Origin of the sequence: Umezawaea endophytica (genome assembly GCF_025061645.1) — a bacterium.
In the GTDB taxonomy this organism is placed as follows: Bacteria; Actinomycetota; Actinomycetes; order Mycobacteriales; family Pseudonocardiaceae; genus Umezawaea; species Umezawaea endophytica.
In genome coordinates, this window is the sequence record NZ_JANYMP010000005.1 from 437,423 (window position 1) to 452,024 (window position 14,602).

The 14,602-nt window shown below is 72.0% G+C and carries 13 protein-coding genes and 1 pseudogene; 5 read left to right on the forward strand and 9 right to left on the reverse strand.

Annotated elements, in window-relative coordinates; genetic code table 11:
- Positions 1-41: 41 nt before the first annotated feature.
- Positions 42-656, reverse strand: coding sequence for a hypothetical protein (locus NZH93_RS14080; protein WP_259623489.1), 615 nt, complete (start codon positions 654-656; stop codon positions 42-44).
- Positions 657-748: 92 nt separating this feature from the next.
- Complete coding sequence (locus NZH93_RS14085) at positions 749-1,648, reverse strand: SAM-dependent methyltransferase (protein WP_259623490.1); 900 nt, start codon at positions 1,646-1,648, stop codon at positions 749-751.
- 141 nt (positions 1,649-1,789) lie between these two features.
- Here NZH93_RS14085 and NZH93_RS14090 point away from each other — a divergent pair, with 141 nt between their 5' ends.
- Positions 1,790-4,165, forward strand: coding sequence for an energy-coupling factor transporter transmembrane component T family protein (locus NZH93_RS14090; RefSeq protein ID WP_259623491.1), 2,376 nt, complete (start codon positions 1,790-1,792; stop codon positions 4,163-4,165).
- Between the two features lie 78 nt (positions 4,166-4,243).
- Positions 4,244-5,131, forward strand: a complete 888-nt coding sequence (locus NZH93_RS14095) for a hypothetical protein (RefSeq protein WP_259623492.1) — start codon at positions 4,244-4,246, stop codon at positions 5,129-5,131.
- A gap of 14 nt (positions 5,132-5,145) precedes the next feature.
- On the opposite strand, the gene NZH93_RS14100 is transcribed toward NZH93_RS14095, so the two are convergent.
- From NZH93_RS14100 to NZH93_RS14115, 4 genes are all read right to left on the reverse strand, one after another.
- Positions 5,146-5,973, reverse strand: coding sequence for a nitrilase-related carbon-nitrogen hydrolase (locus tag NZH93_RS14100; protein WP_259623493.1), 828 nt, complete (start codon positions 5,971-5,973; stop codon positions 5,146-5,148).
- A gap of 5 nt (positions 5,974-5,978) precedes the next feature.
- A complete protein-coding gene (locus NZH93_RS14105; protein WP_259623494.1) occupies positions 5,979-7,118 on the reverse strand; it encodes a cupin domain-containing protein in 1,140 nt (379 codons plus the stop codon).
- 21 nt (positions 7,119-7,139) lie between these two features.
- Entirely contained in the window at positions 7,140-8,138 is a 999-nt protein-coding gene (locus NZH93_RS14110) for a nuclear transport factor 2 family protein (RefSeq protein ID WP_259623495.1), read from the reverse strand.
- A gap of 115 nt (positions 8,139-8,253) precedes the next feature.
- Positions 8,254-9,249: a LacI family DNA-binding transcriptional regulator gene (locus NZH93_RS14115; RefSeq protein WP_259623496.1), complete on the reverse strand. Its 996-nt coding sequence runs from the start codon at positions 9,247-9,249 to the stop codon at positions 8,254-8,256.
- 123 nt (positions 9,250-9,372) lie between these two features.
- Between NZH93_RS14115 and hisD the strand changes: the two genes are divergently transcribed.
- From hisD to NZH93_RS14130, 3 genes are read left to right on the forward strand one after another with little or no spacing between them, the layout of a single operon-like run.
- Positions 9,373-10,683 carry a histidinol dehydrogenase gene (hisD, locus tag NZH93_RS14120; protein ID WP_259623497.1) on the forward strand — a complete coding sequence of 437 codons (1,311 nt, stop codon included), beginning with the start codon at positions 9,373-9,375 and terminating at the stop codon, positions 10,681-10,683.
- Positions 10,680-11,429: an SDR family NAD(P)-dependent oxidoreductase gene (locus NZH93_RS14125; protein WP_259623498.1), complete on the forward strand. Its 750-nt coding sequence runs from the start codon at positions 10,680-10,682 to the stop codon at positions 11,427-11,429. The genes hisD and NZH93_RS14125 overlap by 4 nt, the downstream gene beginning before the upstream one ends.
- Positions 11,429-12,163, forward strand: a complete 735-nt coding sequence (locus NZH93_RS14130) for an HpcH/HpaI aldolase family protein (protein WP_259623499.1) — start codon at positions 11,429-11,431, stop codon at positions 12,161-12,163. Before NZH93_RS14125 ends, NZH93_RS14130 begins: the two co-directional genes overlap by 1 nt.
- Here NZH93_RS14130 and NZH93_RS14135 read toward each other — a convergent pair.
- The 3 genes and pseudogenes from NZH93_RS14135 to NZH93_RS14145 all read right to left on the reverse strand — a co-directional run.
- Positions 12,150-12,839: pseudogene (locus NZH93_RS14135) on the reverse strand (alpha/beta fold hydrolase); the annotation flags it as partial. The gene NZH93_RS14130 and the pseudogene NZH93_RS14135 overlap by 14 nt on opposite strands.
- Positions 12,818-13,717, reverse strand: a complete 900-nt coding sequence (locus NZH93_RS14140; protein ID WP_308214197.1) for a carbohydrate ABC transporter permease — start codon at positions 13,715-13,717, stop codon at positions 12,818-12,820. The gene NZH93_RS14140 and the pseudogene NZH93_RS14135, both read right to left, overlap by 22 nt.
- Entirely contained in the window at positions 13,714-14,583 is an 870-nt protein-coding gene (locus NZH93_RS14145; RefSeq protein WP_259623500.1) for a carbohydrate ABC transporter permease, read from the reverse strand. The genes NZH93_RS14140 and NZH93_RS14145 overlap by 4 nt, the downstream gene beginning before the upstream one ends.
- Between the last annotated feature and the right edge of the window lie 19 nt (positions 14,584-14,602).

Genomic DNA, 14,602 nt, shown 5'->3' on the forward strand with positions numbered 1-14,602 from the left:
GGACCGCTGGGGCTCGCCGTCGCCGCCGGCGAGCCCGTCGATCACGTCAGCCCCCAGAACGACAGACCGCCCACCACCGAGCCCAGCACCACACCGCCGACGACCTGCCCGACCGTGTGGTGCCCCAGCGCCACCCGCGACCACCCCACCAGCGCCACGGCGGGCGCGAGCACGAGCGTCCACGGCCCGAACACCACCACGGCCACCGCCAGCGCTCCCGCCGCCACGGCGGCGTGCACGGAGACCTTCCACCCCCAGCCGCCCGGAACCGGCGCGGCGAACGTGATCGCGGCACCGACCACCGCGCTCAGCAGCATCGACTGCACCAGCGCCAGCACCCGCTGCGGCGCGTCGCCCAGCACCAGCGCGGCCACGCAGACGCCCAGTGACAGCACGCAGGTCAGCAGCGGGATCAGCCTGCCCTCCCGGTTCGTCACGTGGTGCCCGTGCCACCGGCCGCGCCGCGCGCCCAGCACCACCACGACCATCGGCAGCAGCGATCCGGTCACGCCGATCACCAGGCCCCACACCACGGACGGCACCACGCTGCGGGTCACGTGCCACACCACCAGGCCCGGCAGGCTGAGCACCAGTACCCACGGCGCGAACACTTCCGTCACGACGCGGGCGAGCAGCGGTGGCGTTGGGGTGGCCATGGCGGGAGCGTAGATCGTTGCGGCGCCGGACGAGCCGATGACGACCATTGATCACCGGTTGGTGTGAAGCGCGGCGGGCGGGCGCCGATTCGTCACAGCGGCTTGTCCAGGACCAGCGCGCTGTAGCGGCACGGGGTGACCAGGGCGGCCACGTGCGCGTCCACGAGCCTGACCAGGTGCTGCCAGTCCTCAGTGGACAGATCGGCCAACGCGGGCCGGACCAGGCCCGCGGCCCGACGTCCGACACCGGTGGAGAGGACTCGACGCACCACCGGGGCCGCACGCCCGTAGTGCGCCAGCGCGTGCGGCGTCCAGTCGTGCACCGCGCGCACCTCGAACCCGACGTCGGCGGCCGTGGCGAGGTACCGGTCCAGCGGCTCGAACTCCTCGAAGTGCCAGGTGGCGCGGACGAGCCCGGCCGGGTCGAGCGCGGTGATCGTCGTGGGATCGGGGTCGCGCCAGGTGAAGTCGACCAGCACGAGCCGCCCGCCGGGGCGCAGCAGCCGATAGGTGTTGGCCAGGAACGCCCGCCTGCCGTCCGCACCGAAGTGGAACGCGGCCTCCAGGCAGTGGACGCGGTCCAGCGACCCGTCGGACAGGTCGACGTCACCGGCGGTGGGCGGCGGCGCGGTGACGTCCACGACGGCGAAGCGGGCCCCCGGTTCGTGCCCGAAGCGCTTCCGGGCTTCCGCGACCTGTTCGGGCTGGACGTCCACGCCCAGCACCCGGCACCCCTGCCGCGCCAGCCACGCCGTCGTGAGCCCCCGGCCGCAGCACGCGTCCAGCACGACCTCACCCGGTCGCGCGTCGAGCAGCGCGAGCGAGCGGCGGACCAGCCTGCGCTGGAACCGCCCGAGGCCGCCCAGCGCCAGCGGCAGCGTCGGCCAGGTCACGTAGCCGACGTTGACGAGGTCACCCCACCCGACCTGGCCCAGCACCCGGAAGAGCACGCTGCTGTCGTTGTAGGAGTCGGCGATGCCGTCCGTGGTCACTGGTGTTCCCTCCGCGTGGTCCTGCGACCGAGTGTGCGGGACGAGACGGACTCCCACACGTCAGCGGTTCACCCGGATGCCCGCTAACGACCCGGCGGGCACGGCGACTTCCTCGGTACCACCGGTCCAAGAGGAGTCGTCATGAGTCCTGCGGTGTTGGAATTGCGCATCCACGGGGTGTTCAACACACCACCCGGTGCGATGCTCGCACTGCCCGACTACGCCGTGGAGCAGTCGCGCGGCGACAGGTTCAGCAGTTTCTGGCGCGGACGGCCGCGCTACCTGGCCGAGCAGGCCGAGGACCACCCGGCGCACGTGGGCGAGGGCGTCCACCGCGAGGCGTACTCGTGGGGTGGTCTCGCGCGCAGCAGCCCCGGAGCGCCCGGTACCGGGGTCGCCTCGGTGGTGCTGAACGCCATCGGGCGGGTCGGCTGGGCCCTGCTGCTGCCGTTCGGGTTGACCAACGTCGCGTACTGGAGCAGGCGCCTGCCGGTTAAAGCCGCCAAGGGGGCGTCGTTCGACCGGGGCGCGGGGGCCGCGAGCACCCGGTTGTTCGGCCTGGGCCTGACGGTGCTGCTGGTGCTCGCGGTGTGCGAGGTCGCCGTCGACGTGGTCGCGGTCCAGTGCGCCTCCTCCACCGCGTGCACCACGGGGTCTGGGGTGCTCACCTGGCTCGGCGGGCGGGACCCGGCGATCCGCGTCCTGCTCTCGTCCCTGGTGCCGGTGGTGCTCCTGCTGCTGTTCCTGCTGCTGACCACGCTGTCGCGGATCAAGTACGAGAAGCACACGTCGGACCAGGTCCGGGCGGTGCGCAAGAACGACGTCATGCTCAGCGACCCCGACCTGTGGACGGGCGACCAGGGCCTGCGGACGCTCATCCGCCTGCACCTGGCCGCGGGTTTCGGCACCGTCGCCCTGGTGTCCTCTGTGGACCTGTGGCGGCACACCGCGTTCCTCACCACGAGCGTCCTCGGGGCGGCCGTTGTCCTGGCCGCGTGCTGGATGACCTGCTGGAGCGCGAGCGACTGCCCGGACGTGCCCTCCGGGCACCGAGCACCGGGGTGGTCCCGGCTGGTCGTCATCTGCTCCACCGGTGTGCTCGTCGCGCAGGGCGTGGCGCTGGCGGTCGTCCGGCCGGACATCCCGGCTTCCCTGTGGTCGACCACGTGGCTGCCGCCGTTCGTCGTCGCGGGCCTGCTGGGCGTCGTGCTGTCCGCGCTGGCGTGGCGGTCGAACTCCACCCTCCTCCCGCTGGCCTGCGGCGTGGTCGTGGCGCTCGGGCTGGCCGGGTCGCGGTGGGTCGACCTCGCCTGGGTCGGCTCGCTCCTCGCGGCGGCCGGTCTGGTGTGGCTGGCGCGTCCGCGCGAGCGCGGCAGGTGGGAGGCGTGGTCCGGCACGGCACCGAGCGTGCTGCTCGGCCTGGCGCTGACCGCGTCGCTGACGCTCTCCGCGATGCTGGTGCTGACCACGAGCGGCTGGATCGGCGACGACGTCGTGGTGCCCGCCGTCTACCGGTGGTTCAGCGGCTCGTTCGCCGCCGCGCTCGGGCTGCTCGTCGTCCTCGTGGTGGTGCTCGGCCTGATGCTGGTGCAGAGGCTGATCGAGCCCGTGGTACTCGCGGCGGCGTCCACATCGGACCCCAGCACCCAGCGGCTCACCCGCTGGCGGCACATCGCCGCGCTGACGCACCGGTCCGAGAAGCTGATCGGCGTGCTGGCCCTGCTCGGCGTCGCGGCGTCGTCCCTCACCGCCTACGGCTCCCTGGTCGCGCCCGCGTGGGCGACGACGGCGATCCCCGTGTGGCTGCTGGACCGGGGCGCGTGGATCACCGGGGCGGCGGGCGTGTCCGTGGTCGGCGCGTTCGTCGGCGGCGGCCTGCTGGGCAACAAGCGCCCGCTGGGCCTGGTGTGGGACCTGATCTGCTTCCTGCCGCGCGCGGCGCACCCGTTCGCCCCGCCGTGCTACGCGGAACGCGCGATCCCGGAACTGGTCGACCGCACGGAGGAGTGGCTCGACCAGGACCAGGAGAACCGAGTCGTGCTGTCCGCCCACAGCCTCGGCGCGGTGCTGGCGGTCGCGACGCTGTACGCGCTGCCCGACAGGTACCTGCCCCGGATGGCACTGCTGACCTACGGCTCCCAGTTGCGACCGTACTTCGCGCGCATCTTCCCCGAACTGCTGGGCGACACCGTCCTCGGCACCCTGAGGTGCCGCGCGGGTTCGCTGTTCGGCTGCGACCCGTGGAGCCGCCGCAAGAGGGACCAGGACGAGCCGAAACCCACCGGCGGCCTGTACGGTTCGGTGCCCTGGATCAACCTGTGGCGCCGAACGGACTTCCTCGGCTTCCCGGTCCACGGCTACGGTCCAGACGGCAACCAGGACGACTGGGCCGCGCCCGAGATCAACAGGACCGCACCCGACCGCATCCAGCGCCACTCGGACTACCACCTGTGCGACGTCTACCGAACCGCCGTCACCGACCTCCTGTCACGCCCGTCCCCGCGCCAGCCGACCTGACCGTCCGACCGCGGTCAGGTCGTCGGGTCGATCACCGCCACTTGAAGAGCTCCAGAGCTTGATCCAGGAGGCAGAAAGATGCGCAACACATCACCGGACGTCGACGACGAGAGCCCGCCGTCGGGCGCGCCCCTGATCTGGCTGGCGGTCGTCCTCGGCATCGCCTGCGCGGCAGCCGCGATCAGCGGCGTCGCGATGGTCATGAACTCGGACGGTGGCGCCGCGCTCGAAATCGGCAAGTTGCTGATGACACTGGCGGTCGCACTGGCGGTCGGAGGGGTCGCGACGGTCATCATCAGGGTGGCGGAGGACGCTCGTTCGACCCAGGTGCGCATCGCCGAGCAGGCGCGCTCGGAGAGTTTGAGGGACAACGACCTAGATCGCGCCGAGAAGGCCGAGTGGGCAGAACTCCTCCGGCAGGTCGTCGAGGTCGACGAGTCCCTGGCAGCAGCCCGCCAGCTCATCCTCGCCCACAAGACAGCGAAGACGTACGCCGAGCAGTACAAGAGCCTGCTGGAATCCCGGCTCACCCTCAGGCGGGTGATCCTCGATCCGTTGATGGCCAACGACACGAGCAAGGACCTTCGAGCAGCCCTGAGGAGAATGCTCGACTACCTGGAAGCCCTCAGCTCGGAATACGAGCGGGAGTACCTCCCCGTGGCGCGCCAACAACGACTCGACGAAGAATGCGTCACAGTGCTCGTGAGGGCCTTGGCCGAAACCACCCCCGCCGATCGTTCCTCATCCGCGCTGTCACAGCTCTACGATCCGACACAGGCGTGGAAGATGCTGGAGGACAGATCCAGATTTCCCGTTCTCAACGGCCTCTTGCAACCGTCGAAGTACCGGGATGGCGAGTTCACCACGTCCTACAACGAGGCGAAAACAATCCTGGAATCCCACTGCGGCATCGAGCGGAAAGTATCGATCGCTCCGATCATCCTCGGTAACGTGAAGCCGACCTGACCGTCCGACCGCGGTCACGTCGTCGGGTCGTAGAGTTCGAGCCTGCGGTCGTGGAGCGCGTTGTTGTGCGGTCCCAACGACTTGTCCCGTGCCGTGACCGGGTCGAGTTCGGCGGTCAGGACGGTGGGCCTCGCGGGTGTGCCCGTGGTGGTGGCGGGGCCGGTGAGGAGGTAGCCGGTGTCGGCGCAGACGAGGCTGCCGCCGATCCACTGGACGCCGCGTTCCTCGCCGCAGCGGTCGGCGACGACGACGTGCACCCGGTTCGTCCCGGCGGCGGCCTGGGCCTTGACGACCTCGATCGCCCGTTCACCCGCCGGGCGGGGGTCCAGCGGCCAGTTGGCCGGGACGGCGAGGACGTCGGCCCCGGCGACCGCGGCCAGCCGGACCCACTCCGGGAACTCCAGGTCGTAGCAGATCATGACCGACACCCGGCCGACCGCCGTGTCGACGACGGTCGGCGACCGGTCGCCCGCGCGGAAGAACTCCGGTTCCCGGCCCCACAGGTGGGCCTTGCGGTAGCGCAGCCGGACGCCGCCGTCCTCCACGAGGACGGCGGCGTTGTAGACCTCGCCGTCGGCGCCCAGCTCCGCGAAGCCGCACACCAGCACGACGCCCAGTTCCCGCGACAGCGCGCGGAGGAGCGTCACGGTCGGCCCGTCCAGGTCCTGCGCGGCGGCCCGCGCCTCGGCGGCGGTGCGGAAGGCGTAGCCGCAGACGGCCAGCTCCGGCAGCACCACCAGACCGGCACCCCGCGCCGCGGCCTCGCGCACCGCGGCGACGAGGTGCCCGTGGTCGTTCGAGCCGATCACCGCGGGGATCTGGCAGGCCGCCACGACCACCACGGGCGTCAGTCGTCCTCGGTCGCCGTGACGAGCACGGCGGCGGGCGCGACGTAGCCGTTCGGGTCGACCACCCGGCCGACCTCGCGGGCCGCGGCCACGACCTCCGGCGCCCACTCCAGCACCGCGCGGCCGTCGCCGCCCGTGACGACGAGCAGCTCCCCCTCGCCCTCCAGCAGCGTGATGGACCGCCACGCGCCCGCGGGCACCGACAGCGAGTCGAGCGTCCCCAGCTCCACGACCTCCTCCTCGGCCCCGGAGTTGAGCCGGACCGCCCAGCGGCCCGCCTTCGCCGTCAGCACCTGGGTCTCGTCGTGGCGGTGCCGCAGCACGCCCTCGCCGGGCGTCGCGCGCAGCCACGCCACCGAGAACCCGTGCGGCTCGTGCAGGCGCGGGACGGCACGGCGGTCCTCGCTCAGCCCGTAGCCGATGACGAGGCTCAGCTCCGCGCCGCCGCCGGGGAGGCGAGAGCAGAGGAACGGTTCACGCGTCCAGGTCCGGTCGGCGGTGTGCGTGACGCGCGTGCGGAACTGCTCGACCGTGAACACGTCGAGCTCGTCGATCTCCTCCTGGCTGATCGGCGTCACGAGCGCGACGCCCTCCGGCAGCTCGTCGCCCAGCACGGTGTCGATCAACCGGTTGTCCGCGGTGAGGTGCAGCCCGTGCCCGGCTGCCTCGCGCAGGACCGAGGGGCCCCAGATGATGCCGCCGGTGTCGTCGCGGCCGAGCACCGTCAGCAGGATCCCCTCGTCGTCGCCGACGTTGGTGAACCCGCGGAAGATCCACGTGGGCACCGAGATGACGTCGCCGTCGACGGACCGGTACTCGCCCTGCTGACCGTCGGCACCCCAGCGGAGCTGGTACTCGCCGCCGAAGTTGATGAACACCTCGGCGGTGAAGTGCAGGTGCAGGCTGTTGGTGACGCCGTTGGGCATGCCCGCCGCGCCGAGGTTGAACCCGTGCGGCTCGCGCAGGTTCACGAACTGGTCGGCGCTCTGCGAGACGCCGGGGCCGATGAACGAGTAGTTGTCCTTGAGGTCCGAGCCTGGTGTCCGGCAGTCGATGAACGCCGCCTTGCAGGGCACCCAGTCGGACCGCCGAACGGTGCGCCGCACGACCTCGTCGGGCGGGACAGCGGTGTTGTGCATGGGATCTGTCCTCACGTGTGCTCAGTAGATGTTGGCCTCGGCGAACGCGCCGTCGCCGCGGGTGCCGTTGATCTGGGCGCGCAGCGCGATCTCGTCGAACACGCGCACCTCGCGCACGATCCGACCGCCCTGCACGAGGAACTGCGAGACGCCGAGCAGGTCGACCGGCGCGCCGGTGGCGGGTCCGAAGGACGGCGTGCCGTGGTAGGTGCCGCGCATCGACCACATCACCGCGACGCGCAGGCCCGCGTACCGCTCGGAGTGGTTGGTCTGGACGTCGCGGACCTCGAAGCGCGCGTTGGGGAACGGCGCCACGAGCGAGAGGAGGTCGCGCTGGTAGCCGTCGGCGCGGAGGATCGTCTCATCGCCGATCGTGTGCAGGAACAGGTCCCGCACGGCGAACTCCGGGAGCTTGTGCAGCCGCCGCTGGTTCCAGACCTCCTCCACGAACTCCAGCACCATCTCGCACTCGGGGCGGAAGTCGTCCGGGCGGGGGCCGCTGTCGCCCACCGCGAGCACGTCGGCGGGAGCGGGTTCGAGCATCGAGCCCTGGTACTTGCGGAACACCAGGCCGCGGGCGACCTCGTCGGGGTCCTCGCGGCGTTGCAGGCAGTTGGCCAGCTCGTCGCGCACCACCCACTCCTCGACCATCCGGCCCCGGCGGTAGAGGCAGTTGGCGATCGTGCGCTTGCGGACGCGGACCGGCTTGCCGTCCACCAGGTCCGGGTCGCTGGAGAACACGAGGTGCGAGCTGAGGAACGCGTCGTCGCCGCGCGCCTCCCACACCACGTCCTCGGCCTGGCCGATGTGCTGCGGCGTGCCCGCGATCCGCATCAGGCTGCCCTCGATGACCCCGTCCCGTCCGACGACGGTGCCGAGTCCGCCGTGGACGATCGAGTCGGGCTCGTAGTTGTCGACGATGTACGAGACGTCGCGCTGCACCCAGATGCGGTCGGTGACCTCCCGGATGAAGTCGTCCGGGTCCTCGTACGGGCGGTAGGCGACGGGGTCGAGCGGCATGGACTGGTCCTCCCCTTGCGCGGAGCGGGCCACCGTGGCGCCCGCGTGCGGACGCTTTCGACTGTATACGTATGCATTCGATGCCACAAGTGGACGCGCGGTGAGCGAGCGGGGATCAGGCGCGGGGTGACGACGTCGTCGCCCGCGCGACGTAGCGCGACGGGTAGATGGTGTGCCGGGGCCGGGCGTCCGGCTCCTCGACGCGCGCGACGATCAGCCGGGCCGCCTCGCGGGACATCTCGTCGAGGTCGTAGGCCACGGTGCTCAGCCGGATCAGCGCCCAGCCCGAGGTCGGCAGGTCGTCGAACCCGACGATCGACACCTCGGCGGGCACGGCGACGCCCATCTCGGCGGCCGAGTTCAGCGCGCCGAGCGCCACGACGTCGTTGCCGCACAGGACCAGCGTCGGCGGGTCCTCGCGGTCCAGCAGCGTCCGAGCCCCCCCGAAGCCGGTGGCGAAGTCGAACGGGCCGTGCAGGACATCGCGGTGGGCCAGCGCCAGCCCGTGCTCGTCGAGCACCGAGCGCACGGTGTTCTCGCGCTGCTCGCCGGTGCTCGTGTTGCGGGGCCCGAAGATCGCGCCGATCCGCCGGTGCCCGCTGCCGATCACCTCGCGCAGCAGCTCCCGGATGCCCGCCTCCGGGTCGACCGTGACCGAGTCGGCCTGCACGCTCTGCGCGGTCCGGTTGAAGTAGACGAACGGCACGCCGCGGTCGCGCAGCCTGGCCGGGAGCAGCGAGTCGACCGTCGTGGTCGCGAGCACCACGCCGCACAGCCCGTGACCCATGACGTGCTCGGTCACCGGGCCACTCTCGGACGACTCGGTGATGAGCACCAGCTCGTACCCCAGCCGCTCCAGCTCGCGGTGCATCGGGGCGATCACGTGCCCGTAGAACTGGTTCTCCAGGTCCGTCACGACGAGGCCGACCCTGGTCGACCGCCCGACGGCGAGCGCGCGGCCGATCGGGCTGGTCGAGTACCCGAGCGCCACGGCGGCGTCGCGGACGCGCTTCTTCGTGGCCTCGGAGACCTTGGGGTCGTCGCGCAGCGCGCGCGAGACGGTCGGCTGGGAAACACCGGCGAGCCTCGCCACGTCCCGACTGGTGATCATTCCCCTGCCTCCTCTGGATCGGCGCAGCATAGCCGCCACCCGTGGACCCGACATCGCCTTGACGGCACCCCGTCCGCGCAGGTTCAATGCCGGGCATACGTATGCTAACCGAATTGGAGACGCATGGCGCACGAGCTGAAGAAGGCCACCCCGACGAATGCGGGCGACCGGTCCGGCGCCGGTGTCGCCGAGCGCGTCGCGGCGATCATCGCCGACGTCCGGAACCGGGGCGACGCGGCGGTCCGCGACTACTCCGCCCAGTTCGACGACTGGCGGCCCGACTCCTTCCGCCTCGGCGCCGACGAGGTGGCGGGGCTGGTGGCTTCGCTGCCCGAGCAGGTGATCGAGGACATCGCGTTCGTGCAGGAGCAGGTGCGGAACTTCGCGACGGTCCAGCGCGGCGCGATGCTCGACGTCGAGGTGGAGACCCTGCCCGGCGTCCACCTGGGACACCGGCACATCCCGGTCGGCTCGGCGGGCGCCTACGTCCCCGGCGGCCGGTACCCGCTCACGGCGTCCGCGCACATGACGATCGTGACGGCCAAGGCCGCGGGCGTGCCGAGGGTGATCGCGTGCACGCCGCCGATCCGCGGCGAGATCCCCGCCGCGACGGTCGCGGCGATGAGCATGGCGGGCGCCGACGAGATCCACCTGCTCGGCGGCGTGCAGGCCGTCGCGGCGATGGCCGTGGGCACCGAGTCGATCGAGGCGGTCGACCTCATCGCGGGCCCCGGCAACGCCTACGTGGCGGAGGCCAAGCGGCAGCTCTTCGGCGAGGTCGGCATCGACCTGTTCGCCGGGCCGACGGAGATCCTGGTGATCGCCGACGGCACGGCGGACGCGCTGACCGTGGCCGTGGACCTGCTGTCGCAGGCCGAGCACGGCCCCGACTCCCCCGCCGTCCTCGTGACCACGTCGGCCGAACTCGGCGCCGAGGTGCTGGACCTGGTGGAACGGCTGCTGCCGGGCCTGGTGACCAACGACCTGGCCGGGCCCGCGTGGCGCGACCACGGCCGGATCATCGTGTGCGACGACGAGGACGAGATGTGGCGCGTCGGCGACTCGCTCGCCTCGGAGCACGTCCAGGTGTTCACCGCCGAGCCCCGCCAGGCCCTCGACCGGATGCGCAACTACGGCGCGCTGTTCCTCGGTGAGGGCACGTGCGTGTCCTACGGGGACAAGGTGATCGGCACCAACCACGTGCTGCCCACCATGGGCGCCGCCCGCTACACCGGTGGGCTCTGGGTCGGCAAGTACCTCAAGACCGTGACGTACCAGGAGGTGCGCGACCCCGCGAGCAGCGCCGCGCTCGGCCGGGTCTGCGGGCGCGCCGCCCGCGTCGAGCTGTTCGAGGGCCACGCCCGGTCCGGCGACCTGCGCGCGTGGAAGCACGGCGGCGACAGGTTCGACTGGATCGACGCGGTGCTGCCGTGATCGGCCGCACCGCGCTGGTGACCGGCGGCGGCACCGGGCTGGGCGCGGCCATCGCGGCCAGCCTGGTGGCGGCGGGAGCGCGGGTCGTCGTCGCGGGCCGCCGCGCCGACCCGTTGCGCGCCACCGCCGAGCGGCTCGGCCCCGCCGTCCGCCCCGAGGTGTGCGACGTGGCCGACCCGGAGTCCGTGGCCGCGCTCGCGGGGCGGCTGCGCGACGAGGAGGTCTCGGTGCTGGTCAACAACGCCGGGGTGGCCGGGCCCGTCGCCCCGCTGGTCGACGTCGAGCCCGACGAGTGGGACGCGGTGTTCGCCGTGAACGTGCGCGGCACGTACCTCGTGTGCCGGGCGTTCCTGCCGGGCATGATCGCGCGGGGCGACGGGGACGTCATCAACGTGGCCTCCGTGTCGGGCAAGCGCCCGCTCGCGGGCCGCACGCCGTACTGCGCGTCGAAGATGGCCGTACTCGGCCTGACGTCCACCCTCGCGTTCGAGGTGGGCCCGCTCGGGGTCCGGGTGAACTCCCTCTCGCCGGGCCCCGTGCACGGCGAGCGGATGGACCGCAACTTCCGGCTGGAGGCCGAGCGCACCGGCACGTCCGTCGCGCAGGCTCAGGCCGAGTTCGTCCAGCGGGCCGCACTAGGCCGGATGATCACCGAGGACGAGGTGGGCGCCGCGGTCGTCGCGATGCTCGCGATGCCGGGCCTCTGCGGCTCCGACGTCGACTTGTCGGCCGGGATGGTCGCCTGATGACCGGCTCCCTCAAGGCCAGGCTGCGCGCGGGCGAGAAGCTCGCGGGCGCGCTGGTGCGCATGCCGTCGGAGGACGTCGTCGAGATGCTCGCGGTCGCGGGCCTGGACTTCGTGCTCGTGGACTGCGAGCACGGCCCCGCCGACGTCGGGTCGCTGCGGCACCACATCGCGCTGGCGCAGGTGCACGGCGTGCCGGTGCTGGTGCGCATCGGCGAGGGTGAACACCACCTCGCGGCGCGCGCTCTCGACCAGGGCGCGCAGGGGATCATCGCCCCGCACATCGAGTCGGCGGCCGAGGCCGAGGCGCTGGTCCGGGCCCTGCACTTCCCGCCGCTCGGCACGCGCGGGTTCGCCACCTATCCGCGCGCGGGCCGGTTCGGCACGGTGACGGCCGCCGAGCACCGCGCCGCGGCGGAGTCCACGCTGGTGATCGCGATGCTGGAGTCCCCGGCGGCGGTCGCGGACGCGGCGGGGATCGTCTCCGTCGCGGGGATCGACGGCTACCTGGTCGGCACCGCCGACCTCGCCGCCTCGCGCGGCCCCGACGACCCGTCCGTGGCGGAACTGCTGGCCGCGGTGCGGGCCGACCCCGGAACCGCGTCGGTGGTCCGCTTCGACCTCGCGGCGGGCGCCGCGAGTGCGGCAGAGGCGTTCGCGGACGGCGCGCAGGTGGTCGTCCACAACGTCGCGCAGGTCCTGATGGAGGCTTTCCGGGCGCTCAGCCGTCGGTGAGCCACTCGGCGAGGACCCCGCCCACCCCGGCGGGGTCCTCGATCGGCGCCAGGTGCCCGCTGCCCTCCAGCACGACCAACCGCGAACCCGGCACCAGCGCGTGGATCTCCTCGTGCCGCTCGACGGGGCAGAGCCGGTCGTGCTCGGCCGCCACCACGAGCGTCGGCACCCGCACCGCCGCCAGCCCCGGCCGCTCGTCGACACGGGTGGCCTGCATCGCCAACTGCCGGTCCAGCACCTCCTCCCCCACGTCGTCCGCCATCGCCAACGCCCGCTCGTCCCGAGCGGGCGAGCGGGCGTGCAGCAGCACGGGGAGCAGGTCGCGTTGCAGGTCACGGGCGGTGGCCCCGGCGGAGAGGGCGGCACGCTGGGCCGCCCACGCCACCCGCTGCCCCGGTGACGGCCCCCGCGCGTTCGTCGACATCAGGCACAGCCGCGTCACCCGCGACGGCGCCCGCCGCACGAGCGCCATCGCGACGATCCCGCCGAGGCTCAGCCCGGCCAGCGCGAACCGGTCGGGCAACTCCGCCAGCAGCGCGTCCACGCAGCCGTCGACCGTCGGGCGGTCCAGGCGCCCGTGGACGGCGGGCACGTCCGGCCACAGCCGCGCCGAGCAGTTCATGCCCGGCAGCAGCACCAGCGGCTCGGTCCGGCTCAACCCTTGACCGAACCGCTGTTGAGGCCCGCGACCAGGTACCGCTGCGCGATGAACGCGAACGCGACGACCGGCAGCGTCAGCAGCATCGCCGCGGCGCCCGCCTGCTGCAACATCGGCAGCGTCTGGCCGAGCTGCGTGGCGATGAAGACCGGCACGGTGCGGGCGGACACGTCGGTGAGGATGTTCGCGGTCAGGTACTCCTGGAACGCGAACAGGAACACGAAGATCCCCGCGGTGAGGATGCCGGGGCCCATCAGCGGGATCATCACCCGGCGCAGCGTGGCGAGGCGGCTGCACCCGTCCAGCATGGCCGCCTCGTCGAGCTCCTTGGGGATCTCGGCGAAGAAGTTGCGCAGCAGCCAGATGCTGAACGGCTGGTTGATCGCCACCAGCGCTGCGGCCACGGCGAACGTCGTGTCGTAGACGCCGAGCGCGCGGGAGAGGTCGTACATCGGCAGCACGACCGCGAAGCGCGGCAGCGCCCGGAAGACCAGCGCCAGCACCAGCAGCACCGCGCTGACCCAGCTCGGGAAGCGGGACAGCGCGTACGCCGCGGGCAACCCGATCACCAGCGCCGCGATCGTGCTCAGCACGGCGACCACCAGGGTGTTGACCAGGTAGTCGGCGAACAGCGTGGTCTGCCAGAGGTCGACGAACGCCGTCATCGTGGGCTCGTAGGTGAAGACCGGCGGGTTGAGGAACGCCACGTCGGTCGGTTTGGTGACCGCCATCGCGGTCCACAGCACCGGGCTGACCATCGCCCAGCAGACGAGGACCAGCACACCGCCGACGAGGTAGGTGTGGGCGGACTTGCGGGGACGGCGCTTCGCCGACGGCGGCTCACCGTCCGATCGGGACGGTTCGAGCGCGGACCCGTGCTCCTGCAACGTGGTCATGCTTGCCTGGCCTCCTTGGCGATGCCTCGGATGAAGGGGTAGAGCAAGATCACGATGAGCAGGATCAGCAGCACGTTGATGGCGCTGCCGAGCCCGAGCTGCTGGCCGCCGTCCTGGAAGGCGACGTTGTAGATGTAGAGCATGATCGACTCGTTGCCGATCTGCGTCGCCTGCGGCGAGAGCGGGACGAGCTGGTCGAACGTCCGCAGCACGTCCATGATCGAGATGATCGCGACGAACCCGAGCACGCCCCGGATGGACGGGATGATCACGCTCCAGTGCGTGCGGAACGTGGACGCCCCGTCGATCCGCGACGCCTCGATGACCTCCGCGGGCACGCCCTGGAGCCCGGCGATGATCACCAGCATCGAGAACGGGAGCATGAACCAGATCGTGTCGAGCGCGATCACCAGCCGGTTGGGCCACGGGTCGATGAACCACAGCACCTCGTGGCCGGTGAGCGTCGACACGAGGTGGTTGACCACCCCGCCGAAGTTCGCGTCGAACAGCCAGGAGAACATCGTCGCCCCGACGATGTTGGGCACCACGTAGGAGATCAGCAGGAAGCCGAGCACGAACGGCTTGCTCCGGCCCAGCCCGTTGACCATCACCGCCAGCAGGTAGCCGCCGACGATCAGCGTGGCGACCACGACGGCCGTCAGCCCGACGGTGAACAGCACCGCCCGACCCAGGCGCGGGTCGGACAGCGCCGCGGAGTAGTTGTCGAGCCCGACGAAGGTGCCCGCCTCGCCGTAGTTCACGCGCTGGAGGCTCCACTCCACCGTCCGGTAGAGCGGGAGGACCAGCAGGCCTCCCATCACCAGCACGCTCGGGGCGATCAGCCCCAGGAACTCTCGTCTGCGCATGACGGACACCTCGCTGCCG

What these genes read in the sequence shown, in the direction of transcription:
- NZH93_RS14130 (WP_259623499.1), top strand. Translation starts at nt 11,429, where the DNA reads ATGACCGGCTCCCTCAAGGCCAGGCTGCGCGCGGGCGAGAAGCTCGCG.
- NZH93_RS14145 (WP_259623500.1), bottom strand. Translation starts at nt 14,583, where the DNA reads ATGCGCAGACGAGAGTTCCTGGGGCTGATCGCCCCGAGCGTGCTGGTG.
- NZH93_RS14090 (WP_259623491.1), top strand. Translation starts at nt 1,790, where the DNA reads ATGAGTCCTGCGGTGTTGGAATTGCGCATCCACGGGGTGTTCAACACA.
- NZH93_RS14140 (WP_308214197.1), bottom strand. Translation starts at nt 13,717, where the DNA reads ATGACCACGTTGCAGGAGCACGGGTCCGCGCTCGAACCGTCCCGATCG.
- hisD (WP_259623497.1), top strand. Translation starts at nt 9,373, where the DNA reads ATGGCGCACGAGCTGAAGAAGGCCACCCCGACGAATGCGGGCGACCGG.
- NZH93_RS14080 (WP_259623489.1), bottom strand. Translation starts at nt 656, where the DNA reads ATGGCCACCCCAACGCCACCGCTGCTCGCCCGCGTCGTGACGGAAGTG.
- NZH93_RS14110 (WP_259623495.1), bottom strand. Translation starts at nt 8,138, where the DNA reads ATGCCGCTCGACCCCGTCGCCTACCGCCCGTACGAGGACCCGGACGAC.
- NZH93_RS14095 (WP_259623492.1), top strand. Translation starts at nt 4,244, where the DNA reads ATGCGCAACACATCACCGGACGTCGACGACGAGAGCCCGCCGTCGGGC.
- NZH93_RS14115 (WP_259623496.1), bottom strand. Translation starts at nt 9,249, where the DNA reads ATGATCACCAGTCGGGACGTGGCGAGGCTCGCCGGTGTTTCCCAGCCG.
- NZH93_RS14105 (WP_259623494.1), bottom strand. Translation starts at nt 7,118, where the DNA reads ATGCACAACACCGCTGTCCCGCCCGACGAGGTCGTGCGGCGCACCGTT.